General features: G+C 69.9%; 19 protein-coding genes. 7 read left to right on the forward strand and 12 right to left on the reverse strand.

Features of this window, described 5'->3' with window-relative positions:
- Nucleotides 1–339 precede the first annotated feature (339 nt).
- Both cobT and ACFORO_RS29830 read right to left on the reverse strand, forming a co-directional pair.
- The gene (gene cobT, locus ACFORO_RS29825) at nt 340–1,353 is read right to left on the reverse strand and encodes a nicotinate-nucleotide--dimethylbenzimidazole phosphoribosyltransferase (RefSeq protein WP_377868285.1); all 1,014 of its coding nucleotides are present in this window, start codon (nt 1,351–1,353) and stop codon (nt 340–342) included.
- Between the two features lie 10 nt (nt 1,354–1,363).
- The gene (locus tag ACFORO_RS29830) at nt 1,364–1,969 is read right to left on the reverse strand and encodes a bifunctional adenosylcobinamide kinase/adenosylcobinamide-phosphate guanylyltransferase (RefSeq protein WP_354736686.1); all 606 of its coding nucleotides are present in this window, start codon (nt 1,967–1,969) and stop codon (nt 1,364–1,366) included.
- Between the two features lie 36 nt (nt 1,970–2,005).
- Here ACFORO_RS29830 and ACFORO_RS29835 point away from each other — a divergent pair, with 36 nt between their 5' ends.
- Nucleotides 2,006–2,974 (forward strand): cobalamin biosynthesis protein, encoded by a 969-nt coding sequence (locus ACFORO_RS29835; RefSeq protein ID WP_377868286.1) that lies wholly within the window; start codon nt 2,006–2,008, stop codon nt 2,972–2,974.
- The gene (locus tag ACFORO_RS29840) at nt 2,971–4,449 is read left to right on the forward strand and encodes a cobyric acid synthase (RefSeq protein ID WP_377868287.1); all 1,479 of its coding nucleotides are present in this window, start codon (nt 2,971–2,973) and stop codon (nt 4,447–4,449) included. The genes ACFORO_RS29835 and ACFORO_RS29840 overlap by 4 nt, the downstream gene beginning before the upstream one ends.
- A 4-nt stretch (nt 4,450–4,453) precedes the next feature.
- On the opposite strand, the gene ACFORO_RS29845 is transcribed toward ACFORO_RS29840, so the two are convergent.
- The 5 genes from ACFORO_RS29845 to ACFORO_RS29865 form a co-directional block, all read right to left on the reverse strand.
- The gene (locus ACFORO_RS29845; protein WP_377868288.1) at nt 4,454–5,014 is read right to left on the reverse strand and encodes a DUF4190 domain-containing protein; all 561 of its coding nucleotides are present in this window, start codon (nt 5,012–5,014) and stop codon (nt 4,454–4,456) included.
- A gap of 73 nt (nt 5,015–5,087) precedes the next feature.
- On the reverse strand, nt 5,088–5,729 hold the full coding sequence (locus ACFORO_RS29850; protein WP_377868289.1) for a response regulator: 642 nt from the start codon (nt 5,727–5,729) through the stop codon (nt 5,088–5,090).
- A complete protein-coding gene (locus ACFORO_RS29855) occupies nt 5,723–6,817 on the reverse strand; it encodes a sensor histidine kinase (protein WP_377868290.1) in 1,095 nt (364 codons plus the stop codon). Before ACFORO_RS29855 ends, ACFORO_RS29850 begins: the two co-directional genes overlap by 7 nt.
- A 61-nt stretch (nt 6,818–6,878) precedes the next feature.
- On the reverse strand, nt 6,879–7,046 hold the full coding sequence (locus ACFORO_RS29860) for a hypothetical protein (protein WP_377868291.1): 168 nt from the start codon (nt 7,044–7,046) through the stop codon (nt 6,879–6,881).
- Between the two features lie 304 nt (nt 7,047–7,350).
- Nucleotides 7,351–8,073 carry a TetR/AcrR family transcriptional regulator gene (locus ACFORO_RS29865; protein ID WP_377868293.1) on the reverse strand — a complete coding sequence of 241 codons (723 nt, stop codon included), beginning with the start codon at nt 8,071–8,073 and terminating at the stop codon, nt 7,351–7,353.
- A 101-nt stretch (nt 8,074–8,174) separates the two neighbouring features.
- On the opposite strand from ACFORO_RS29865, the gene ACFORO_RS29870 reads away from it, so the two are divergent.
- The 3 genes from ACFORO_RS29870 to ACFORO_RS29880 all read left to right on the forward strand — a co-directional run bounded on the left by ACFORO_RS29870 (nt 8,175) and on the right by ACFORO_RS29880 (nt 10,566).
- Entirely contained in the window at nt 8,175–9,614 is a 1,440-nt protein-coding gene (locus tag ACFORO_RS29870) for an MFS transporter (RefSeq protein ID WP_377868295.1), read from the forward strand.
- 23 nt (nt 9,615–9,637) lie between these two features.
- Complete coding sequence (locus ACFORO_RS29875; RefSeq protein WP_377868296.1) at nt 9,638–9,985, forward strand: nuclear transport factor 2 family protein; 348 nt, start codon at nt 9,638–9,640, stop codon at nt 9,983–9,985.
- 116 nt (nt 9,986–10,101) lie between these two features.
- Entirely contained in the window at nt 10,102–10,566 is a 465-nt protein-coding gene (locus ACFORO_RS29880) for a phage tail protein (RefSeq protein WP_377868298.1), read from the forward strand.
- Here ACFORO_RS29880 and ACFORO_RS29885 read toward each other — a convergent pair.
- From ACFORO_RS29885 to ACFORO_RS29895, 3 genes are all read right to left on the reverse strand, one after another.
- A complete protein-coding gene (locus ACFORO_RS29885) occupies nt 10,550–11,788 on the reverse strand; it encodes a hypothetical protein (protein WP_377868299.1) in 1,239 nt (412 codons plus the stop codon). The two genes, ACFORO_RS29880 and ACFORO_RS29885, sit on opposite strands and share 17 nt — an antisense overlap.
- Before the next feature lie 58 nt (nt 11,789–11,846).
- A complete protein-coding gene (locus tag ACFORO_RS29890) occupies nt 11,847–12,284 on the reverse strand; it encodes a hypothetical protein (RefSeq protein ID WP_377868301.1) in 438 nt (145 codons plus the stop codon).
- A gap of 61 nt (nt 12,285–12,345) precedes the next feature.
- A complete protein-coding gene (locus tag ACFORO_RS29895) occupies nt 12,346–13,221 on the reverse strand; it encodes a LysR family transcriptional regulator (RefSeq protein WP_377868303.1) in 876 nt (291 codons plus the stop codon).
- A 100-nt stretch (nt 13,222–13,321) separates the two neighbouring features.
- On the opposite strand from ACFORO_RS29895, the gene ACFORO_RS29900 reads away from it, so the two are divergent.
- Complete coding sequence (locus ACFORO_RS29900) at nt 13,322–14,626, forward strand: MFS transporter (RefSeq protein ID WP_377868304.1); 1,305 nt, start codon at nt 13,322–13,324, stop codon at nt 14,624–14,626.
- The gene (locus ACFORO_RS29905) at nt 14,623–16,278 is read left to right on the forward strand and encodes an amidohydrolase (RefSeq protein WP_377868305.1); all 1,656 of its coding nucleotides are present in this window, start codon (nt 14,623–14,625) and stop codon (nt 16,276–16,278) included. The genes ACFORO_RS29900 and ACFORO_RS29905 overlap by 4 nt, the downstream gene beginning before the upstream one ends.
- Nucleotides 16,279–16,403: 125 nt before the next feature.
- Here ACFORO_RS29905 and ACFORO_RS29910 read toward each other — a convergent pair whose 3' ends face one another.
- Both ACFORO_RS29910 and gltB read right to left on the reverse strand, forming a co-directional pair.
- Nucleotides 16,404–17,855 (reverse strand): glutamate synthase subunit beta, encoded by a 1,452-nt coding sequence (locus ACFORO_RS29910; RefSeq protein WP_377868306.1) that lies wholly within the window; start codon nt 17,853–17,855, stop codon nt 16,404–16,406.
- Nucleotides 17,856–17,920: 65 nt separating this feature from the next.
- Complete coding sequence (gene gltB, locus ACFORO_RS29915) at nt 17,921–22,465, reverse strand: glutamate synthase large subunit (protein ID WP_377868307.1); 4,545 nt, start codon at nt 22,463–22,465, stop codon at nt 17,921–17,923.
- Between the last annotated feature and the right edge of the window lie 277 nt (nt 22,466–22,742).

A 22,742-nucleotide genomic window follows, 5' to 3' on the forward strand; every position in this document is an offset into this window, starting at 1 on the left:
GCGCACCGAATGCCGCGTTGGGTGCGTGGGATGCACCGAATGCCGCATTGGGTGCACCCGATGCACCGAATGCCGCGTTGGGTGCGTGGGATGCACCCAACGCCACATTGGGGCGGTTCCCGGCGAAGCGAACTTCGAGTCGATCCGCCACCCGAACTCCGAACCAGCCCCCGCGCCGAACCGCAGGCCAGCGCCACGATCCCGATCCCGACCTCGATCCCGACCTCGATCCCGACCTCGATCCCGAGCCCGACCTCGAGCCCGACCCCGACCTCGAGCCCGACTCCGAGCCGAGCAAGCCTCGCCCGCCGAACAAGCCTCGCCCTCCGACCAAAACCGTCACCCGAGGTCCGCCAGCAAACCCATCTCCGCGATCACCGCGCGCGCCGCCCGCAGCGTCGGCACCGCCTGCACCGCCCCGCTGCCTTCCCCGAGCCGCAGGCCCAGATCCAGGATCGGCGTCAACCCCAAAGCCTTCAAAGCAAACGCTTGCGCGGGCTCAGTCGAACGGTGCCCCGCCAGCCACCACTGCTCCGCACCCGGTGCGATGTCCCGGGCCACCAACGCGGCCGTCGCGGAGAAGATTCCGTCCAGCACCACCGGGATCCCCCGAACCGCCGCTTCCACCAGGAACCCGGCCGTCGCGGCGAGACAGGCGCTGCCCAGAGCGGTCAGGCGGTCGAAAGCATCGGTCACGGAACGGCGCGCAAGAGCAGCGGCAACGACCGAAGTCTTGCGCTCCAAAGCCTCCCCGGACACACCAGTCCCGGTCCCGACCACTTCGGCAGCGGGCAGGCCCAAAACCGACGCCACCACCGCAGCACAGACAGTGGTGTTGCCGATGCCCATGTCGCCAGGAATGAGAACGTCCGCAGTGGACTCCGAAGCAGCGATGGCGCGACCCGCCTCGAAAGCCGCAAGAGCCTCGCCGGGGGCCAAAGCGTCTTCGACGTCGATAGCGCCCGAACCGCGGCGGATCTTGTGGGCGGTGACCTCTGCGGGGACGTCCGAAGCATCCCAGTCCACGGCGATGTCGGCTACCCGCACCTTTGCCCCGACCTGTGCCGCGAGCACTGTTACCCCGCTCCGCCCGGCCAGGAAGACGCGCACCATCGCCGCCGTCACCTCGCGCGGGTACGCCGACTGCGCCGACACCCCGTGGTCGCCGGCGAAGACGACCACGCGGACGTCGTCCAGCGGGCGCGGCGGGACCGCGCCGTGCGCGGCGCTCAGCCAGGCCGCGAGTTCTTCCAGCCTGCCGAGGGAGCCGACCGGTTTGACCAGGCCGTCCAGCCGCTCCAGGGCGGTGGCGCGGGCGGCGGCGTCCGGGACGGGGATGGCGAAACGCGGCACGGCTAGCTCCTCACGGAAGGTCGAGCGCCCGCCCGGCGACGATGAGCGAAACGCGGTCGCTGTCGGCGGACACCCGGTTGTTGAGTGCGCCCAGCACATCACGGAAAAGCCGCCCGGACACCGTTGCGGGCACCACACCGCTGCCGACCTCGTTGCTGACCGCGACGATCGGCACCCGCGCCTGGCTCCACGCGGCGAGAAAATCCTCGAGCCGGTCGTCCAGTCTGCGCTCCCAGCCCGTTGTGCCCGTCCACGCGCCGACCTCGTCGAGCACCCGCGACAGCCAGGTGCCGAGACAGTCGATCAGCAACGGGCTGGTCGCGTTGCGCAGCACGGTCGCCAGATCGGTGGTCTCGATCGTCGTCCAGTGGCGCGGGCGGCGGGCCCGGTGCGCCTCGACGCGGGCGGCCCATTCCGGGTCCTCCGCCGACGGGGGCAGCCCGGGAGCGACGTACACGAGGTGGGGGTGGTGCGCGACGAGCCGCTCCGCGTGCCTCGACTTGCCCGAGCGAACCCCGCCGAGAACGAGCACCTTGCCGTCGTCGCGTCCGTACCGGCGGAGGGCCTGCGCCAGGGTTTCGAGAGACCCGGCGAGCCGGTGCGTCAGCTTGGTCATACCCGGCATTCTCTCCCTAGCGCTACGGTTCGCCACGTGCCACTCCGACAAGCCGCCGCCGCGGCCGGGATCGTTGCCGGATACGCCGCCGACGCGTGGTTCGGCGACCCGCGCCGGGGCCATCCGGTCGCGCTCTTCGGCACCGCCGCTGGCCAGCTGGAACGCTGGTGGTGGGCCGATTCCAAGCCGCGTGGCGCGGGCTACGCGGCGGTCTGCGCGGGGTCGGTCGCCGGGCTGGGATTTCTTGCCGAGAGAGCCGCGCGGGACCGGCCTGGTGTCCGATTTGTCCTGACTGCTGCGGCGACGTGGGTCGTCCTCGGCGGTCGCGGGCTCGCCGCGGAGGGGCACGAAATGGCGCGATTACTCGAATCGGGTGAATTGCCCGCCGCTCGGCAGCGGCTCAGCCACCTCTGCGCGCGCGACGCCACCGGCCTCGACGCCGCCGAGCTGACCCGCGCGGCCACCGAATCGATCGCCGAGAACACCTCGGACGCGGTCGTCGCGCCCCTGCTGTGGGGTGCGGTCGCGGGCGTGCCGGGCCTGCTCGGGTACCGCGCGGTGAACACGCTCGACGCGATGGTCGGCTACCGCTCGCCGCGGCATCGCAACTTCGGCTGGTTCGCCGCGCGTGCCGACGACTGGATCAATCTGGTGCCGGCGCGCGTCGGCGCGGTGCTGACGGTGCTGACCGCGCCGTTGGCCGGTGGGCACGCGCGGTCGGCTTGGCGTGCTTGGCGACGGGACGGGAGCGCGCATCCGAGTCCGAACGCGGGACAGGTCGAGGCCGCGTTCGCGGGGGCGCTGGACATCCGGCTCGGCGGCACGAATACGTATCACGGCGAGGTCGAGCGCCGGGGCACGCTGGGTGACGGACGTCCGCCGGGGGCGCGCGATTTGCGCGGAGCCGTGCGGTTGTCGCGGCTGGTGGGGGCGGCGGCGCTGGCTGTCTCGGCCGGGATCGCGATGAGCGGGTTGCGGAGCGCAAGGATTACGGTGGCGAAATGAGCGGGCTGCTGATCGCCGGGACGACCTCCGACGCCGGGAAAAGCCTGGTCACCGCCGGACTCTGCCGGTGGTTCGCGCGGCGCGGGGTGCGGGTCGCCCCGTTCAAGGCGCAGAACATGTCGAACAACTCCATGGTGTGCGCGGACGGCGCGGAGATCGGCCGCGCGCAGTGGCTGCAGGCGCGGGCCGCGCGGGTGGAGCCGGAAGCGGCGATGAACCCCGTGCTGCTCAAGCCCGGCAGCGACCGGCGCAGTCACGTCATCGCGCTCGGCAAGCCGTACGGCACCCTCGAAGCCGGGGAGTACGCCACCGGACGCGCTGGTCTCGCGGAGATCGCCTTCGACGCGTTCGCCCAGTTGCGGCAACGGTTCGACCTCGTCGTCTGCGAAGGAGCGGGCAGTCCGGCGGAGATCAACCTGCGCTCCGGCGACTACGTCAACATGGGCCTCGCGCGGCGGTTTTCCCTGCCGGTGCTGGTGGTCGGCGACATCGATCGCGGCGGGGTGCTCGCCGCGATGTTCGGGACGCTCGCGTTGCTGTCGGCCGAGGACCAGGCCTTGGTGGCGGGCTGGCTGGTCAACAAATTCCGCGGCGACGTCGGATTGCTGCAGCCGGGGTTGAACAGCCTGGAGAAGGTCACCGGACGGCCGGTGCTGGGTGTGCTGCCGTGGCTGGACCGCGTGTGGATCGACTCCGAGGACGCCCTGGCGGCAGCCGGATGGCGGCACGAAGCCGCGCAACGCGGGTTGCGGGTGGCAGTGGTCCGGTTCCCTAGGGCTTCCAATGCCACCGACGTGGACGCGCTCGCGGCCGAGCCGGGCGTCACGGTGAGCCTCACCGCCGATCCGGACATCGTTGCCGCAGCGGATCTGGTTGTGTTGCCGGGCTCTCGGGCCACTGTGGACGATCTGAACTGGTTGCGTGAGCGAGGTTTGGCGGACGCGGTGACCGCGCGGGCCAAGGCGGGGCTTCCGGTGCTGGGGATCTGCGGCGGGTACCAGATGCTCGCGGAGTCCATTGAGGACGATGTCGAATCGGGTGCCGGTCTCGTCGAAGGGCTGGGGCTGCTGCCGACGCGCGTGACGTTCGCGGGGGAGAAGGTGCTCGGCCGTCCGACCGGCGAATGGCGCGGACATCAGGTCGACGCGTACGAGATCCACCATGGCAGCGCCGCACCGGCGGACGCGGAGTCGTTTCTGGACGGTTATCGCGTCGGTTCGGTGTGGGGCACGACATGGCATGGCGCGTTGGAGAACGACGGGTTCCGCCGCGCTTGGCTTGCCGAAGCGGCGGCGCAGGCGGGCATCGAATGGCAGGCCGCTGAAGGGGCACCGGGGTTCGCGGACTTGCGCGAGGACATGCTGGACCGGTTGGCCGACGCGATTCAGTCCGAAGTAGACACTGGGATGCTCATGGCACTGGCGGAGGCGGGCGCTCCGGGCGGATTGCCGTTCGTGCCGCCGGGCGCGCCCTGACCGGTCAGTGCACGACCCGGCCGGTGGTGGGGAAGTCGGTCTCGAGCGTGCACACCGCGTGTTGATCGGGTGAGTCCGATGTGGACGGCTGCCGTGCGCTCACGTGAACGTAGTCCGGCGGGACACTGCTGGCGAAGTACTCCTTGGCTTCGGCCGCGCAGGCGCTGCGGAGCGAATCGCCGCCGGGTGCCAGGCGGAACACCTCGATGTCGTGCGCGTCCTCGCATGAGACAGGACTGGCCTTGGTGCCTGAGCGGAAGCAGTCGCCGGGGCTGGCCTGGAACAACGGGTCCGCTGACGGACTGGCGACCGCGAGCCCGATCAGGAGCACCGCCAGCCATGCGCCGCTGATCGACAGCCCGGCGATCGCGAGCCCGCGGCCCGGGCTGCCGAACACGCGGATCTGGCGGAGCGCGATGATCCCGAACGCGATGCTCAGCGGCAGGCTGAACGCCGGGATGGCGAGGACCAGCGACGCGATCGCGAAGCCGTTGGCGCCGCGCGGTTGCATCGGCGGCGGTGGCGCGTCTTCGTAGCTCGGTCCGGTCGGTTTTGGCGGCAGCATGGGGTCCCCTCGGAAATGGCCCCCCGACCCGGCGTTGAGCATAGAACCTGGCAACCCGTTGCGGGATAACGATTCAGGCGAGCCCGGCATCGTGCACGAGAATCGCGACCTGGGTGCGGTTCGCCGCCTCGGTCTTGGTCATGATCCGTCCCAAGTGGACCTTCACGGTCGCCTCGCTGAGCCCGAGCCCGCGGGCGATCTCGGCGTTGCTCGAACCCTGCGCGACGGCCACGGCGACCTCGCGTTCCCTCGGTGTCAGCGGTTCGAGCCGGGCGCGGGCGGGCGTCGGGGTGGCGGCGGTGGCGAAGTGCGTCAGCAGCCGACGGGTGATCGACGGCGACAGCATCGCCTCGCCGCTGCCCACCACGTGCATCGCCTTGACCAGCTCGCGCGGCGGCGTGTCCTTGAGGAGGAAACCCGTGGCACCGTGGCGAAGCGCCTCGTGCACGTACTCGTCCAGGTCGAACGTCGTCAGCACGACCACCGCGGGCGCGTCCGGTTCGGCGGTCACCAGCCGGGTCACCTCCAGGCCGTCGACCTCGGGCATCTGCACGTCGGTGAGCACGAGGTCCGGCCGGTGCTCGCGGACCAGCCCGAGCACTCCGCGACCGTCGCCGGCCTCCGCGACCACCTCGATCCCCGGATCGGACTCCAGGATCATCCGGATGCCGCTGCGCACGAGCACCTCGTCGTCGATCAGCAGGATTTTCAGCACTTTTCCTCCGCTCGCAGCGGGAACGCGGCCCGCACCCGGTAGCTGCCCGCGCCGTCCGGACCGACGCGGAGCGTTCCGCCGGTCAGCGTGACGCGTTCGCGCATGCCGATCACGCCGTAGCCCGCACCGGGCAGCCCGGCCGAATCGGCGAGCGGATTGGCCACTTCGACCACCAGGTCATCGTCGGAAGCGGACAGTCGCACGTCGATTGTCGTTCCCGGGGCGTGTTTCGCGGCGTTGGTGAGCGCTTCCTGCACGATCCGGTACGCCGCGCGCCCGATCTGATCGGGCACATCCGGCATCGGGTCCGGCAGGTCAGCGCGGACCCGCGCACCGGCGGCGGCGAGGTCGTCGGCGAGCTGGCGGACTCCGGCCAGCGTCGGGTCCGGCAGCGAGCGCGGTTCCGGACCGTCGTCGCGGAGCACCTGCAGGATGTCGCGCAATTCGTTGAGCGCGGCGGAACTCGATTCACGGATGATCTCGGCGAGCTGCACGGTCTCGTCGTCCTTGGCCCGCACGGAAAGCGCGCCCGCCTGCAGCGCGACAATGCTGACCCGATGCGCGACGACGTCGTGCATCTCGCGCGCGATCCGCCGCCGCTCCGCTGTGACGGCCCGCTCGCCGAGCAGGTCACGCTCGCGTTCGGCCTGTTCCGCGCGGTCGCGCAGGGCGGCGAGCAAGGCCGCGCGCTGGTGCATCCACAGTCCGGCCAGCGTCGGGACCCCGACCATCAGCACGAGGGCGAGTCCGAACGTCTTCCAGTCCTGCGGCGTTGACGTCCGGGAAAACGACGCCATCAGCCCGATCTCCGCCAGCACCGCGACCGCGGTCGGCCAGCGGAGCCCGCGCAGCGAAGCGACCGTGTAGAGGGTGACGGACGTACCCCAGAACGGCGGCGTGGCGAGCGCGACGCCGACCGACACCAGCATCGCGCTCAACGGGAACCGGCGGCGCAGCAGCACCGCCGCGAACATGCCCGCGACCGCGACCGGCCAGAACCACGGCCGGCTCGCGTCCGGCAGCTCGCCGGCCAGCGTCAGGCCGAGCACGGCGAGCGCGACGGCCAGGTCGATCAGGTGGTTGCGCACCAAGCCACCGTAGGCCTTGCACGAAATTCCCTCACCGGGCGTCCGCGGGGGAAATCGGGGTTCAGCGGCCGGCGAACCCGGCGATCGAGGCGAGCAGACCGTCCACATGGGACGCGAAGCCCGGACTGGGCGGCTCCGGGCACGAGCCGCCGGGGGGATCGACGGTGCGGCGCTGACGGAACGGATCGTCCGGGGCAGGGGAGCACGCCGAGCGCGGCCAGTTCGGCATCGGCGTGTCCGGAGGTGACGGGCTAGGCCTGCATCAGCGCCGGTCGATTCGCCGCGGAAGCCCAGCGCGAGACGCACGGCTGCGGGGCCGGAGCTCCCACTCGAACTGGCGACGACAGCGATGGGCTGGTCCGGCAGAAAGCGGCGACATGCCCGGCTTCGGCTGGCAAGTGCGGCGGATCCCGGAGGCGATCAAGGCCCATTGCCGTCCCGGCGGAGGCCACCGGTGATCCCCGGCCGCGTCCAGAACCGGTCGGCGTCCATGTCTTCCCACAGTCCGCCGTGGACCAGCAGGAAAACCACGTTCACCGGGCCCGGTCGGCGGGGGTGATTCCCAGAGTCTTCGTCAGGTCCAGCAGTTCGGCCCGGTACAGCCGCCCCGGGTCGAGCACCTGCGGCCGCAGATGCCCGTACACCTCCAGCGCCACCAGCCCGTGCATCCGCCCCCAGACCCGCATCGCCAGTGCGACCGCGGCGGGCGGCAGGTCGGGGAATTCTCCCCGGATCACCGCGGCGAAACCGGGGTCGAAATCCGCCCAGGCGTAGCCGTCGTCGGACAGGCGTTTGCTCGCGTGGGGCCAGGCGTCGGCGACGAGTCCGGTGAGCACCGCGCACGCCCGGTGTTCCGCGTCCGCCGCCGCGCCGCCTTCGGGGGCCTGGTAGCCGGGCAGCGGGTCGCCGTAGATGAGCTGGAACTCCTCGGGACGGCTGACCGCCCAGTCCCGGAAGGCTTCCCCGACGGCGAGCACCCGGCCCTCCGGATCGTCCTCGGGCACGGCGTCGCGGGCGGCTTCCTCCTTGCCCGCCAACGCCGAGTAGATCTCCGCGATCAGTGCGTTGACCAGGTCGTCGCGGGTGGCGTAGTAGCTGTAGAGCGCGCCGGCGGTCATGCCCATCTCGCGCGCGATCGCCCGCAGCGAGATCGCGGACGGCCCGCCTTCGGTCATCAACCGCAGCGCGATCGCCTTGATCTCCTGGCTGGCTTCCGCGCGCAGCCGTTCCCGCCTGCTGGGCACCCGAGTTTCCACGCTTGACACTCTACAGCGCTCGGCTACTATTCGCCGTGCTGTTACTGAACGCCGTGTAGTAATTGATAGCCGTGTAGAACGGCTCGGAGGAAACACATTCGATGGAGACCTCAGTCGCCCGGCGGTCCGGGCTGGCCCTGGCGCTGCTGGCGTTCGCCCAGTTCGTGATCGCGCTGGACTACAACATCGTTTACGTCGCGCTGCCCGACATCGGCCGCGAACTGGGCTTCACGGCGCAGTCGCTGCAGTGGGTCGTCAGCGCGTACGCCGTGGGGTTCGGCGGGTTCCTGCTCTTCGGCGGCCGGATCGTCGACAGATTCGGGGCCCGACGCACCTTCGTCGCGGGCCTCGCCATTTTCGGATTCGCCTGCCTCGCCGGGGGTTTCGCGGGAAATCCCGGACTCCTGGACGCGGCGCGCGCCGTCCAGGGGCTTGGCGCGGCGCTGCTCACCCCGGCGACGCTCGCGTTGATCAGCACGAGCTTCGCCGAAGGCCCTGCCCGCAACCGCGCGCTGGCGGTGTGGGGCGCGGCGGGCAGCGGCGGACTCGCCGCCGGCGCGTTGCTCGGCGGCGTGCTCACCAACGCGCTGGGCTGGCAGTGGGTGCTGTTCCTGCTGGTACCGCTTGCCTTGGGTGCTGCCCTCGCCGCTCGTCCGGTGCTCGCCGCCGACCCCGTTCGTTCCGCTGCGCGCGGCGGATTCGACCTCACCGGCGCGATCGTGGCCAGCGCCGGCTCGTCGCTGCTGGTCCTCGGCCTGGTCAGCGGGCCGGAAGTGGGCTGGGTTTCGTGGCGGGGCCTCGGTGCGTTGCTCGGCGGGGCCGTGCTGCTGGCCGGGTTCGCGGTCGTGGAGAAGCGCACTCGCGACCCGCTGGCCCCGCTGCGACTGTTCGGCAACCGCAGCCTGCTCGTCGCGATGGGAGTGATCCTCGTCTTCCAAAGCGGCCTGGGCGGGGCGTACTACCTGTTCACCGCCTACCTGCAGAACGTGCTGGGGTACAACGCTTTGCAGGCCGGTCTCGCGTTCCTGCCGCTGACGATCATCTCGATGGCGGCGTCGCTGAAGCTGACCGGAATCCTCCTCGGCCGGTGGGGCATCCGCACAACGCTGTTCACCGGCATGCTCGTCAACGGCGCCGGACTGGCCTTGCTCGCTGTCGGAATGGCCGTCGGCGCGTCGTTCTGGACTGTCCTCGCCGGACTCGTCGTCTGGGGCATCGGCGGCGGGCTGACCTTCCCGGCGATGTTCGTCTCCGCGGCCTCCGGCGTCGCACCTGGAGAACAGGGCATCGCCTCCGCGTTGGCGACCACCTCGCAGCAGATCGGCGGCGCCATCGGCCTCGCGGTACTCGTCGCGGTCGCCAACGCGGGCCTCGATCTGCACGCGGTGCCGGAGCCGTCCGCGGTGGTCGGCGGACTTCGCGTCGCGCTGTGGGTCGCCGGTATCGCCTCGGTGGCCGGCGGCTTCCTCGCGTTCCTGGTGAAACGACCGCCGCGGCAAACCCGCACAGCCCCGGACGCCGTCGGCGCTTCCGCCGAATAACCCACAGAAATGGAGAAACATCAATGAGCACCACTGCAAGCGAACTCGTGCAGGACTACTTCGAGGCGTGGAATACCTTCGACGCCGAGCAGCGCCGCAAAACGCTCGAAGCGATCTTCACCGAGGACGCCGACATCGTCGACCCGGACTGGACTGCCGACGGCCGGGAGGCGATCGTCGACGCGGTCGGCCAGGCCCGGGAGAAGCTGGGCGACCTCGCCCTAGGCCTCACCCAGGTGATCAGCGCGCACCACGACGTGGCTCTGTACGCGTGGTACCTCGGCAAGGAGACCGAGCCCGTGGCCGCCGGATACGGCGTCCTGACGTTCGAAAAGGGCCGCATCAGCCAGGCTCGCAACTTCTTCGGTTGACCGACCGGGGCCAGGCAGCGCTGCCCGGCCCCGCGCCGGGGAACGAGTCGCGAACGCCCGCGAGCCCGAGGTAGTCTCCCGACATTGCCAACGGACCCAGCCCGGGAGTGCGGATCATGTCCTACACCGTCGATTTCACCACCGTGTCGACAGTCGGCCTGGAGTCCTCTCCGGTCGCGGACGCGCTCGCCGGGCTGCGGGCCAACGAGGCTCGCTACTTCAAGAACAAGTACGACCACGTGTTCACCGTCGAGCCCGCGGCCGAGGTCCCGGAGATCGTCGACTGGGTGCACGGGATTCTCAAGGACGAACGGGATCTCGTCATTTCCTCGCGGCCGCTCGAGGCGAGCGAATTCGAGGTCGACGGCATCCGGATGGCTTACGTCTTCTACGAGAGCGGCCTGTCGATCAACGTCATGTACACCCTGGGGGAGGGCGGCAAGCGGGCCGTCGGGTTCAAGCTCTCCGACGGGATGGACGTGCCCGGGGAACTCGCCGACAAGTTCAAGTTCGCGCGGCAGAAGTCGAAGCTCGCCGGCACGATCCGCGGGTCCTACTTCGTCATCAAGAACGAGCACTGACCCGCAGCGCGGCGCTGCGCAGGCACAACAGCAGCGGGAGAGAGCTGTCGTCGCGCAGTCGCGGCGGCAGTGCGCTCGCTTCGGCCAGGGGCACGCCGTCGGTCAGCTCTTGGCCTAGCGCGGCCAGATCGATCTCCAGGACGGTGACTCCGGCGCTGTAGAGCCGTTCCGCGCCCTTCGCCCGGCGGCTGGTGAGTTCGCTGCTGTCGACGGACAGCTGCGTGATGCCGAAGAACTCCGGTTTCGCGCCGCGTTCGAGCCAGCGGGCGAAGCCGGTCAGCCGCGTCGACGAGACTTCGCTGGGCTGGACCGCGGCTTCCTCGCAGAGTTCGCGTTCCATTCCGGCGCACACTGCGGTGTGCAGGGTCCGGCGGGTTCCTCCTTGCGCGGTAAGGAGATCTCGCGGTTCGAGGCTGCCGCTTCCGGACGGGGCGAGCAGCAGTCCACTGGCCGAATTCCGCGCCGACTGGCGGACCACGACGAGCAGACCGTCCGAAGTGAACGCGATCGTGGACACTCCGACGAGATCGGCGAGCGTGCTCGCGGCGAGGGTGCGCAGGGCGCCGGACGAGTCGGTCAACTCCTCGTTGCGCAGGTCGTATTCGCGGCCGTCAGCGGAGTTCGTGATGCGCAGCGACGCCAGTTCGTTGCTGCAGACCGCGTCGAAGAACCGGGCGCGGTGCAGGACGATCGGCGCCGGCCTGGCTCCGGTGACCGGCAGCGGTTCGCCGCGCATGCCGACGATCGGGCCGTTGAACAGCAACCGGCCGCGCGCCCGCAACGGCAGCACGTGCGGTGCGGTGGCCTTCAGCTTCGCGGGGAGCCGGTACGGATCTTCGGAGACGGTGATGCTGAAGGTGGTTTCGGTGAGCGCCGCGTCGATGGCGTCGCTGACCAATGCCGTGCCGCGGGCGGGAATCGCCAGGTACTGCGCGTCTGGGTAGGCGGTCGGCGGCGGCGTGTCCGCGATCGGGAACGGCGCGACGATCGCGGTGAATTCGTAACCCGCCCACCGTTTCCGCAGCAAGCGGATGTCTCGCACCAGGGTCAGCAGGCCGAGCAGGAGGGCGACGATCGAGACCGCGACGCCGAACGCGCTCGGCAGGATCGTGACCGCACCGAGCACGACCCCGAGCGCGGACACGGCGACCGGCCATTCCCCGGCGCCGACGAAGAAGAGATAGTCGGCCGTGGCCCGGGCCCGGCGGGTCAGTTTTCCCATCGCCGCACTGTTTAGCACGGGATCGGCCGCCGGGTCACCGGATCGGGCGAAAAAGCCGCTACAGCCAGATCGTGCAGTAGAGACGGTGGCCGTCTGTGGCGGCCCCCTTGGCCAGGGCGGCGAGTTCCTTCAGAAAGGGGACGAGAAGCTCAGCGCTGATTTCTTGCCAGTGCTGCTCCGCGAAGGCAGCAGACGCGTCTTGGAGAGCAGTGTCGTCGGCGGCAGCCAGTGCGTCGCGGAAGGAGTTGGCCAGCGACAGCACCGCAGCAGCTTCCCCGTCTTCGAGGAGCGCGATGTCCCGGCCGCGGTCAGGGTCGGCCTCGACCTCCGAGGTGGTCCTGCGAGTCAGAGATGTCTCGACGGGCAGCAGATCCGTGATCGGATCGGCTCCCTTCACGGCGAGTTCGGCGTAGCCCGCGCAACGGGCATTGTCGGGATCGTCGAATGCGAGCGCGGCCATGGTGTCGTCCACCGCGACGAAGTAGTCATAAAGCACCAGCCGAGAATAGCCAAGCAAACCCGTTGTGCCCCAACGAAAACTTCTCACCGAGTGCGGCTCATTCGCCCAACGCGCCACGAAACTCCCGTAACCCCTCGACCAGCGCCAGAATCGACGGCCGGGCGTAATGGTCCGGTCGCCAGCCCGCGTAGAGCGGCACGGTCAGCGGCCCGTCGGCGGTTTCGATCGGGACGGAGCGCAGGCCGAACCGGACGAGGTCGGTCACCAGGCACACCTCGCCGCGACCGGCGGCGCGGGCTTGGGCGACGCTGGGTGAGCCGGTCTCGTTCAGCTCCGACGGGATGAGCCCGGCGCGGTGGAACGCCTCGTCCACGACCAGCCGCGCCGCGTTGCTGCGGTTCATCACCAGCAGCGGTTCGGTGGCCAGTTCGGCCAGCGGGATGGACGCCGCCTCGTACCAGCGGTGGCCCGGCCGGACCTGCGCCGACACCAGAACCCGGCCCAGCGCGGCGGTTTCCAGCTGCGCGGGCGGCGGGGACGTCGAGATGCCGAGGTCGGCGCTGCTGTGCAGGAGCCGGTCGAAAACCTGGTCCGGCGCGACCGGGAACGCGTCCCGCAGCACCGGCCCGGCCTTGCCGGTGGCCATGAACGGCGCCAGCAGACTGTCCACTGTGCTCGGCGGCGCGACGAGCGTCAGCGGAGTGTCCTCGGTGCGGCCGATCGCGGCCATCACCGCGCCCGCCTCCTCGGCGCGGCGCACCAGATCCTGGGCGATCGGCACGAACCGGGTGCCCGCCGCGCTGAGCGTCAGCGAACCGGGCGACCGCGAGAACAACGCCACCCCGAGTTCGGTTTCCAGCGCCCGAAGCTGCCGCGACAGCGACGGTTGCGCGACCCGGACCGTGCGCGCCGCGGCGGTGACTGAGCCTTCTCGCACGACGGCCAGGAAATAACGCACTACGCGCAGTTCCACGCCTATGCCTCCGAGGTATCGGAATGGGTCCGGACAGGTATTGGACAGCATAGGTTCCGGGACGAAGACTCTGGGGAACACCGCCGCCAGGGAGTAGCCCGTGAACCACGAAACCGCCACCGGCCGCCGGGCCGCGCTCGCCTCCTTCGCCGGGACGGCGATCGAGTGGTACGACTTCTACTTGTACGGAACCGCGTCCGCACTGGTCTTCGGCAAGCTGTTCTTCCCGGAGCTGAACCCGGCGACCGGCGTGCTCGCCGCGTTCGGGACGTTCTGGGTCGGCTTCCTCGCCCGGCCGCTGGGCGGGATCGTGTTCGGGCACCTCGGCGACCGGGTCGGGCGCAAGAACACGCTGGTCGTCACGCTGCTGCTGATGGGTTTCGCCACCTTCGCGGTCGGGTTGCTGCCGACCTACGCCAAAATCGGCATCGCCGCGCCCTTGCTGCTCGTCGCACTTCGCGCCGTGCAAGGCGTTGCGGTCGGCGGGGAGTGGGGCGGCGCGGTCGTGCTCGCTGCGGAGAACGCGCCTGCTGGGCGGGGTTCGTACTTCGCCATGTTCGCTCAACAGGGCTCGCCGGCTGGGTCGATTCTGTCCACAGTGGTCTTTCTGGCTGTGGGTGCGTTGCCGGACGAGCAGTTTCTGACTTGGGGCTGGCGGGTGCCGTTCCTGCTGTCCGGCGTGCTGGTCGCGCTGGGCTTGGTGATCCGGCTGAAGGTCGAGGAACCGGCGGAGTTCCTGCGGGCCAAGGCAAACGCTGCTGTCGCGAAGGTGCCGCTGGTCGAGGTGCTGCGGACCGCTTGGCGCACAGTGCTGCTCGGCATCGGCGCGAGCATCATGGGCATCGCCGCCGCGTACTTCAGCAACACGTTCGTCCTCGCCTGGTCCACGAACGAACTCGGTATCGGCCGCCAGACCATGCTCTACGTGCTGCTCGGCGCGTCCGTGGTGCAGTTCTGCTGGCAGCCGCTCGCGGCGCGGCTGGCCGAACGGGTCGGCGAAACCCGGTTCATGGCCGTTTCGCTGGCCTGCAACATCGTGGTGACCGTGCCGATGTACCTGCTGATCGCGTCCGGCAACCCCGGGCTGGCGTTCGTCGGCATCGCGGTCGCGACCGTCTGCGGCTCCGGCTACTACGCGGTGCTCGCCGGATTCCTCACCCGCGGGTTCCCGATCCACTTGCGCTACACCGGAATCTCGCTGTCCTACCAGCTGTGCAGCACGATCTTCGGCGGCACCACGCCGTTCATCGCGCAGGCTCTGCTCAACTCGACGCACGGGGCGATCTGGCCGGTTGTCATCTACCACGTCGTGCTGCTCGCGCTGACTCTCACCTGCGTCCTGGCACTGGCCCGCCGCACCGCGGCCGTCGCCGAATCCGAGAAAACCCTGACCCGACAAGGATGAACCACGTGCGTCTCGATGCTTTATTCCATAATGGACGATTCAGCACGCTGGACGGAGACCGTCCACAAGCGACCGCGCTGGGGGTGATCGGCGGCCGGATCGTCGGATTCGACGACGAGGTCCGCGGTCTCTCCGCGGACGTGGTGGTCGACCTCGGCGGCGCACCGGTCGTCCCTGGTCTCAACGACGCGCACCACCACTTGAGCATGCGCGGCAAGCGAATCCGCGAGCTGGACGTCTCCGCCGAGGCCGCTCCGACGCTCGACGCGCTCTACCGCGCGGTGGCGGAGCGGGCCGCGACCCTGCCCGCCGACGCCTGGGTGACCGGCGCGGGCTACGACCAGAACAAGATCGGCGCACATCCCACCGCCGAAGCCCTGCACCGCGCCGCCGGAGGACGGCCGGTCTGGCTCACGCACACGTCGCGGCACATGGCCGTGGCGAGCACCGAAGCCTTCGCGCTGGCCGGATATCCGGACCGCCTGGGCGTTCCTGACGTTCCCGGCGGCACCGTGATCCGCGACGAAGACGGCCGCGCCACCGGATTGCTGCAGGAACGCGCGACTGCCCTCGTCGACCGCCTGCTGCGCCCCGAGGCGACCGAAGAGGTCATCGCCAACATCGCCGCCGGTGCGCACGCCGCTCTCGCCGACGGCCTGACCAGCGTCACCGAACCCGGCATCGGCACCGTCGACGGCATCGGCCACGGCCGCGCCGACCTCGATTCCTTCCAGCGCACCCGGGAACGCGGCCAGTTGGGCGTGCGGATGACGGTGATGCCCTACATCACCGCCCTGCGCGACTGCGGCCCGTTCGAGCCAGGCGGCGAATGGTTCGGGCTCGACCTCGGCGTGCGCACCGGCGTCGGCGACGACCGGTTGCGCATCGGCCCGGTCAAGATTCTCTCCGACGGTTCGCTGATCGGCCGGTCCGCCGCGATGTGCTGCGAGTACGAGGACACCCCCGGCAACCAAGGGCTGATGCTGTTCGAGCCGGACGAGCTGCGCCGCTACATCCTCGAGGCGCACCGGTGCCACTGGCAGATCGCCACCCACGCGATCGGCGACGCGGCCCTCGGCGCCGTGCTCGACGCGTATGAGGAGGCTCAGCAGAAGTACCCGCGCGAGGACGTCCGGCACCGCATCGAGCACTGCGCGGTCGCCGACGATGCCGCGGTGGCTCGAATCGCTCAGCTGGGCGTGATTCCCGTGCCGCAGGGGCGATTCCTGTCCGAGATCGGCGACGGGCTGCTCGCCGCGCTTGGTCCGGAACGCAGCCGTCTGGCGTATCGGATGCGGAGCTTCCTCGACGCCGGGGTAGTGCTGCCGGGGAGCACGGACGCGCCGGTGGTCGCGGCGTCGCCGTTGCTGAGCATCCACGACATGGTCAACCGCCGGACCGCGTCGGGCCAGCCGATCGCGCTGGAGGAGGCGGTGACTCCACTGGAGGCATTGCGCGCGTACACGGTCGGTTCGGCTTATGCGGTGCACGAGGAAACGATCAAGGGCACGTTGAGCCGGGGGAAGCTCGCCGACTTCACCGTGCTGAGCGACGACCTGCTGGCGGTCGACCCGGTAACGATCGGCGAGATCAGCGTCGGCGCGACTGTGGTCGGCGGCGAGGTCGCCTACAACGACGGGGCGGCGCGATAAAAAGGGCGGGTGCGACGTCGTTGTCACACCCGCCCAGCAGCCGGGGCAACGCGGCGGCAGTGACGCATCAACCCCGAAACTGAACGGAGCAGGCGCGGCGACGTTGACGCGCCTGCTCCGAGCCATCAGGAGATCGGCCGGTCCGTCGGCGCGATCGGGGCCGGGAGCACGCCCCGGCCGGTGAGGAAGGCGTCCACGCCGGCCGCGCACGAGCGGCCCTCCGCGATCGCCCACACGATCAGCGACTGCCCGCGGCCCATGTCGCCCGCCACGAACACGTTGTCCACAGTGGTCTGGAAGTTCTTGTCCCGCACGACATTGCCGCGCTGGTCCAGGTCCACGCCCAGGTCGGTCAGCAGGCCTTCGCGCTGCGGGCCGAGGAAGCCCATCGCCAGCAGCACCAGCTGCGCGGGCAGCTCGGTCTCAGTGCCCTCGACCGGCACGAACTTGCCGCCCTCGTTGCGCACCTCCACCAGCTTCAGCGCGCGCACGCGACCGTCGGAATCGGACAGGAACTCCTGCGTGTTGACCGAGTACAGCCGCTCGCCGCCCTCCTCGTGCGCGGACGTGACGCGGTAGATCATCGGGTACGTCGGCCACGGGTGCGCGTCCGAACGCGACTCCGGCGGCTTCGGCATGATCTCCAGCTGGGTCACCGACTTCGCGCCCTGCCGGTGCGACGTGCCGACGCAGTCCGCGCCGGTGTCGCCGCCGCCGATGACCACGACGTCGAGGCCCTTGGCCGAATACGGCGACTCCGCCAGCTCGCCCGCCGCGACCCGGTTGGCCGGCGGCAGGAACTCCATGGCCTGGTAGATGCCCTCGGCCGAACGGCCCTCGATCGGCAGATCGCGCCACGCCGTCGCGCCGCCCGCCAGCACCACCGCGTCGTGGTCCGAACGAAGCTGCTCGACAGTGACGTCCACGCCGACGTTCACCGACGTCCGGAATTCCGTGCCCTCGGCCCGCATCTGGTCGAGGCGGCGGTCAAGACGGAACTTCTCCATCTTGAACTCGGGAATGCCGTACCGCAGCAGCCCGCCGATCTTGTCGGCCCGCTCGTAGACCACGACGGTGTGGCCCGCGCGGGTCAGCTGCTGCGCCGCGGCCAGCCCGGACGGACCGGACCCGACCACCGCGACCTTCTTGCCCGTCTTCGTGACCGGAACCTGCGGCGTGACCCAGCCCTCCTCGAAGGCCCGGTCGATGATCGAGATCTCGACCCGCTTGATGGACACCGGGTCGTCGTTGATGCCGAGCACGCACGCGGTTTCGCACGGCGCCGGGCACAGCGTGCCGGTGAACTCCGGGAAGTTGTTCGTGGCGTGCAGCCGGTCCGCGGCCTGCTGCCAGTCCTCCCGCCACACCAGCGTGTTCCACTCCGGGATCAGGTTCCCGAGCGGACAGCCCTGGTGACAGAACGGGATGCCGCAGTCCATGCAGCGCCCGGCCTGCTTTTCCAGCTTGGTCGACGCGAAGTCCTCGTAGACCTCGCGCCAGTCCATCAGCCGCAGGTCCACCGGACGCCGCTTCGGTTCCTCGCGCGTGGTGGTCAGAAAGCCCTTGGGGTCAGCCATGTGCGGCCTCCGTGTTCTGCGGGATACCCGCACCCAGTCGGCACTCATAGCTGGCTTCGCGATTATCAGCCATGAGCTGCCTCCATGATCGCCTCGTTCACGTCCCGGCCGTCGCGCTCAGCCGCGACCTGGGCGGCGAGAACGCGCTTGTAGTCCTTGGGCATGACCTTGCCGAACCGGTCGACCGCACTGTCCCAGTCCGCCAGCAAGGCCCGCGCGACGGCGGATTCGGTTTCGTTGTAATGCTTTTCGATGGTTTCGCGCAGGAAGTCGACGTCCGCGGTGTCGAGCGGGTCGATGTCGACCATCTCCGGGTTGACCCGGTGCGCCGGCAGGTCCAGCACGTACGCGACGCCGCCGGACATGCCCGCCGCGAAGTTGCGGCCGACGTTGCCCAGCACGACCATCCGGCCGCCGGTCATGTACTCGCCGCCGTGGTCGCCCACACCCTCGACGACCGCCAGCGCGCCGGAGTTGCGCACGCAGAACCGTTCGCCCACCTGGCCGCGGATGAAGATCTCGCCGCTCGTGGCCCCGTACGCGATGACGTTGCCCGCGATGATGTGGTTCTCCGCGACGATCGGCGATTCCTTCGGCGGCCGCACGACGATCCGCCCGCCGGAGAGGCCCTTGCCGACGTAGTCGTTGCCGTCGCCGTAGAGCCGCAGCGTGATGCCCTTCGGCACGAACGCGCCGAACGACTGGCCCGCGGTGCCGGTGAAGGTGACGTCGATGGTGTCGTCGGGAAGCCCTTCGCCGCCCCACTTCTTCGTCAGCTCCGAGCCGAGCATGGTGCCGACGGTCCGGTTCACGTTGCGCACCGGCAGTTCCAGCCGCACCTTGTCGCCCGCCGCCAGCGCGCCCTCGGCGAGCTGGATCAGCGTGTTGTCCAGTGCCTTGTCCAGCCCGTGGTCCTGCTTCACGGTCTGGTGCCGCACCGCGCGCGGCGGCAGCTCGGGCACGTGGAAGATCGGCGACAGGTCGAGCCCGGCGGCCTTCCAGTGGTCCACCGCCTTGCGCTTGTCGAGCAGCTCGGCGTGGCCCACGGCCTCCTCGACCGACCGGAATCCCAGCTCCGCCAGGTATTCCCGGACCTCCTGCGCGATGAACTCGAAGAAGTTCACCACGTACTCCGCCTTGCCGCTGAACTTCTCGCGCAGCTTCGGGTTCTGCGTCGCGACGCCGACCGGACAGGTGTCGAGGTGACAGACGCGCATCATGATGCAGCCCGACACCACCAGCGGCGCGGTCGCGAAACCGAACTCCTCGGCGCCGAGCAGCATCGCGATCATGACGTCGCGGCCGGTCTTGAGCTGGCCGTCGGTCTGCACCACGATCCGGTCGCGCAGCCGGTTGGCCAGCAGCGTCTGCTGCGTTTCGGCCAGGCCCAGCTCCCACGGTCCGCCCGCGTGCTTGATCGAGGACAGCGGCGAGGCGCCGGTTCCGCCGTCGTGACCGGAGATCAGCACGACGTCCGCGTGCGCTTTGGACACGCCCGCGGCGACCGTGCCGACGCCGACCTCGGACACGAGCTTCACGTGGATGCGCGCGTCCGGGTTGGCGTTCTTGAGGTCGTGGATCAGCTGCGCCAGATCCTCAATGGAGTAAATGTCGTGGTGCGGCGGCGGGGAAATCAGCCCGACGCCCGGCGTGGAGTGCCGCGTCTTCGCGATCCACGGGTACACCTTGCCGCCGGGCAGCTGCCCGCCCTCGCCGGGCTTCGCGCCCTGCGCCATCTTGATCTGGATGTCGTCGGAGTTCACCAGGTACTCGCTGGTGACGCCGAACCGGCCGCTCGCGACCTGCTTGACCGCGCTGCGCCGTTCCGGGTCGTACAGCCGCTCCGGGTCTTCGCCGCCCTCGCCGGTGTTCGACTTGCCGCCGAGGCGGTTCATCGCGATCGCCAGCGTCTGGTGCATTTCCATCGAGATCGAGCCGTACGAGATGGCCCCGGTGGCGAACCGCTTCACGATCTCCGAAATCGGCTCGACCTCTTCGATCGGCACCGGCTTCCGGTCGCTGTACTTGAAGTCGAACAGCCCGCGCAGCGTCAGCAGCTTCTCGGCCTGGTCGTTGACCGCCTTCGTGTACTCCTTGAAGACGTCGTACTTCCCGGCCCGCGTGGAGTGCTGCAGCTTGAACACCGTCTGCGGGTTGAACAGGTGCGGCTCGCCTTCGCGCCGCCACTGGTAGTCCGCGCCGGTTTCCAGCTCGCGGTGGCTCGCCCGGACGCCGTCGGCCGGGAACGCCCGCACGTGCCGCTGCGAAACCTCCTCGGCGAGGGTGTCGAAGCCGACGCCGCCGAGCCGGGAAGTGGTTCCGGTGAAACAGGTGTCGATCACTTCGGCGCCGAGGCCGACCGCCTCGAAGATCTGTGCGCCGGTGTACGAGGCCACCGTCGAAACGCCCATCTTCGACATGGTCTTGCGGACACCCTTGCCGAGCGCCTTGATGAGGTTCGTGGTGGCCTGCTTGGGAGTCACGCCCGGGATGAGGCCCCGGTGCGCCATCTCCTCGACCGTCGCCATCGCCAGGTACGGGTTCACCGCGGCCACGCCGTAACCGACCAGCAGCGCGATGTGGTGCACCTCGCGCGCGTCGCCCGCCTCGACGATGAGGCCGACCTGCGTGCGCGTCTTCTCCCGCACCAAGTGGTGGTGCACCGCGCCGGTGAGCAGCAGCGACGGGATCGGCGCGTGGTCGGCGTCGACCCCGCGGTCGGACAGCACGATCAGCCGCGCGCCGTCCTCGATCGCCTCGGACACCTCGGCGCGGATCTCGTCGAGCCGCTGCAGCAGCGCGTCCCCGCCGCCGTTCACCTTGTACCGGCCCATGACCGTGACCGCCTGGAACTCCGGCAGATCGCCGTCGTCGTTGACGTGCACCAGTTTCGCGAGCTGGTCGTTGTCCAGCACCGGGAACGGCAGCACGATCCGGCGGCACGACGACGCATCCGCGGCCAGCAGGTTCGGCTCCGCGCCGATCTGCGTGCCCAGCGCGGTCACCAGCTCCTCGCGGATCGCGTCCAGCGGCGGGTTGGTCACCTGGGCGAACAGCTGGATGAAGTAGTCGAACAACGGACGCGAACGCGACGAAAGGGACGCGAGCGGCGAATCGTTGCCCATCGACCCGATCGGCTCCGCTCCGGTGCGGGCCATCGGCTCGAGGATGGTTTCCAGCTCTTCCTCGGTGTAGCCGAACGCCTGCTGCCGCCGGACGAGCGCGGCGTGCAGCGGGACCTCGCGGTCGCGCTCGGGCAGTTCCTCCAGGCGGAGCAGCCCGGCGTCGACCCATTCGTCGTACGGGTGCTCGGAAGCGAGCTGGCCCTTGACCTCCTCGTCCTCGACGATGCGCCCGGCGACAGTGTCGACCAGGAACATCCGGCCCGGCTCCAACCGTCCTTTCCGGACAATCTTCGCCTGGTCGAGCTCGAGCACGCCGACCTCGCTGGCGAGCACCACGAGACCGTCGTCGGTGACCCAGTAGCGGCCCGGACGCAGGCCGTTGCGGTCCAGCACCGCGCCGATCTGCGCGCCGTCGGTGAACGCCACCAGCGCCGGCCCGTCCCACGGCTCCATGAGCGTGGAGTGGAACTCGTAGAAGGCGCGGCGCGCGGGGTCCATCTCCTGATGGTTCTCCCAGGCCTCCGGGATCATCATCAGCACCGAATGCGGCAGCGACCGGCCGCCCAGGTGCAGCAGCTCCAGCACCTCGTCGAAGGACGCCGAGTCGCTCGCGCCGCGCGTGATGACCGGGTAGATCCGCTTGAGGTCGCCGGGGACCAGGTCGGTCTCCAGGAGCGCCTCGCGGGCGTCCATCCAGTTGCGGTTGCCCTTGAGCGTGTTGATCTCGCCGTTGTGCGCCACGTAGCGGTACGGGTGCGCGAGCGGCCACGACGGGAAAGTGTTGGTGGAGAAGCGGGAGTGCACCAGCCCGATGGCGCTCGTCACGCGCTCGTCGGAGAGGTCGAGGAAGAACTTCTCGACCTGCGGCTCGGTCAGCATTCCCTTGTAGACGATCGTGCGCGAAGAAAGAGAGGGGAAGTACACCCCGCCTTCTTCACCGTCCTCGACCAGCTCGTGCTCGGCGCGCTTGCGCACGCAGAAGGCGGCGCGCTCGAGTGCGAGGCCGTCGAGATTGTTCTTGCGCCCGGCCAGGAACAGCTGGGTGAAGTGCGGCATGGTCTGCGCGGCGGTCGGGCCGCAGTGCGCGGTGTCGACCGGCAGCTCGCGCCAGCCCACCACGCGCATGTCCTCCTCGGCGGCGATCCGCTCGATGGTGGTCATGGCGCGGCCGCGGCGTTTTTCGTCGCGAGGAAGGAACGCGGTGCCGACGGCGTAGCTGCCTTCCGGCGGCAGCTCGAACCCGGCGACCTCGCGGTAGAACGCGTCCGGAACCTGGATGAGCAGGCCCGCGCCGTCCCCGGTGTCCGGTTCCGCCCCGCGGGCGCCGCGATGTTCCAGATTCTTCAACGCGACAAGGGCTTTCGCCACGATCTGATGGTCTCGGCGACCGGTCAGGTCCGCGACGAACGCCACCCCGCAGGCATCGTGCTCGTAAGCGGGGTCATAGAGGCCGTCAGTGGCCGGGCTGCTCGAACGGTGGGTCACGGCTGGCCGCCTCCCAAGGCGTTGGCGCGGTTTCTTTACTCCGAAGAGGGGTTCATCACTGAACCGGTTAACGAAGTGGTCCGAAACCGCGATGGTCAGTCGAGAAGGGAAACCATCCGGTGCCTTCGCACCCGCGAGGCGCGGCACTGCGTCGCGATGCGTGGCTGACCGCGGCCGGTCGACGACCGGTCCGGGTGCCGGATGGTTTGTCACCGCACGGCGATGGGCGGCGGAAAAAAGTTCTGCACGTCGCTGTACAGGCGCACGCGCCGGGGTC

Origin of the sequence: Amycolatopsis halotolerans (assembly GCF_042647905.1) — a bacterium.
Classification (GTDB): domain Bacteria; phylum Actinomycetota; class Actinomycetes; order Mycobacteriales; family Pseudonocardiaceae; genus Amycolatopsis; species Amycolatopsis halotolerans.

Bases quoted from the DNA above. Each gene is read 5' to 3' on its own strand.
- ACFORO_RS29830 (WP_354736686.1), bottom strand. From the start codon at position 1,969: ATGACCAAGCTGACGCACCGGCTCGCCGGGTCTCTCGAAACCCTGGCG.
- ACFORO_RS29880 (WP_377868298.1), top strand. From the start codon at position 10,102: ATGTCCTACACCGTCGATTTCACCACCGTGTCGACAGTCGGCCTGGAG.
- ACFORO_RS29885 (WP_377868299.1), bottom strand. From the start codon at position 11,788: ATGGGAAAACTGACCCGCCGGGCCCGGGCCACGGCCGACTATCTCTTC.
- ACFORO_RS29875 (WP_377868296.1), top strand. From the start codon at position 9,638: ATGAGCACCACTGCAAGCGAACTCGTGCAGGACTACTTCGAGGCGTGG.
- ACFORO_RS29905 (WP_377868305.1), top strand. From the start codon at position 14,623: ATGAACCACGTGCGTCTCGATGCTTTATTCCATAATGGACGATTCAGC.
- ACFORO_RS29845 (WP_377868288.1), bottom strand. From the start codon at position 5,014: ATGCTGCCGCCAAAACCGACCGGACCGAGCTACGAAGACGCGCCACCG.
- ACFORO_RS29860 (WP_377868291.1), bottom strand. From the start codon at position 7,046: ATGCCGAACTGGCCGCGCTCGGCGTGCTCCCCTGCCCCGGACGATCCG.
- ACFORO_RS29870 (WP_377868295.1), top strand. From the start codon at position 8,175: ATGGAGACCTCAGTCGCCCGGCGGTCCGGGCTGGCCCTGGCGCTGCTG.
- ACFORO_RS29840 (WP_377868287.1), top strand. From the start codon at position 2,971: ATGAGCGGGCTGCTGATCGCCGGGACGACCTCCGACGCCGGGAAAAGC.
- ACFORO_RS29910 (WP_377868306.1), bottom strand. From the start codon at position 17,855: ATGGCTGACCCCAAGGGCTTTCTGACCACCACGCGCGAGGAACCGAAG.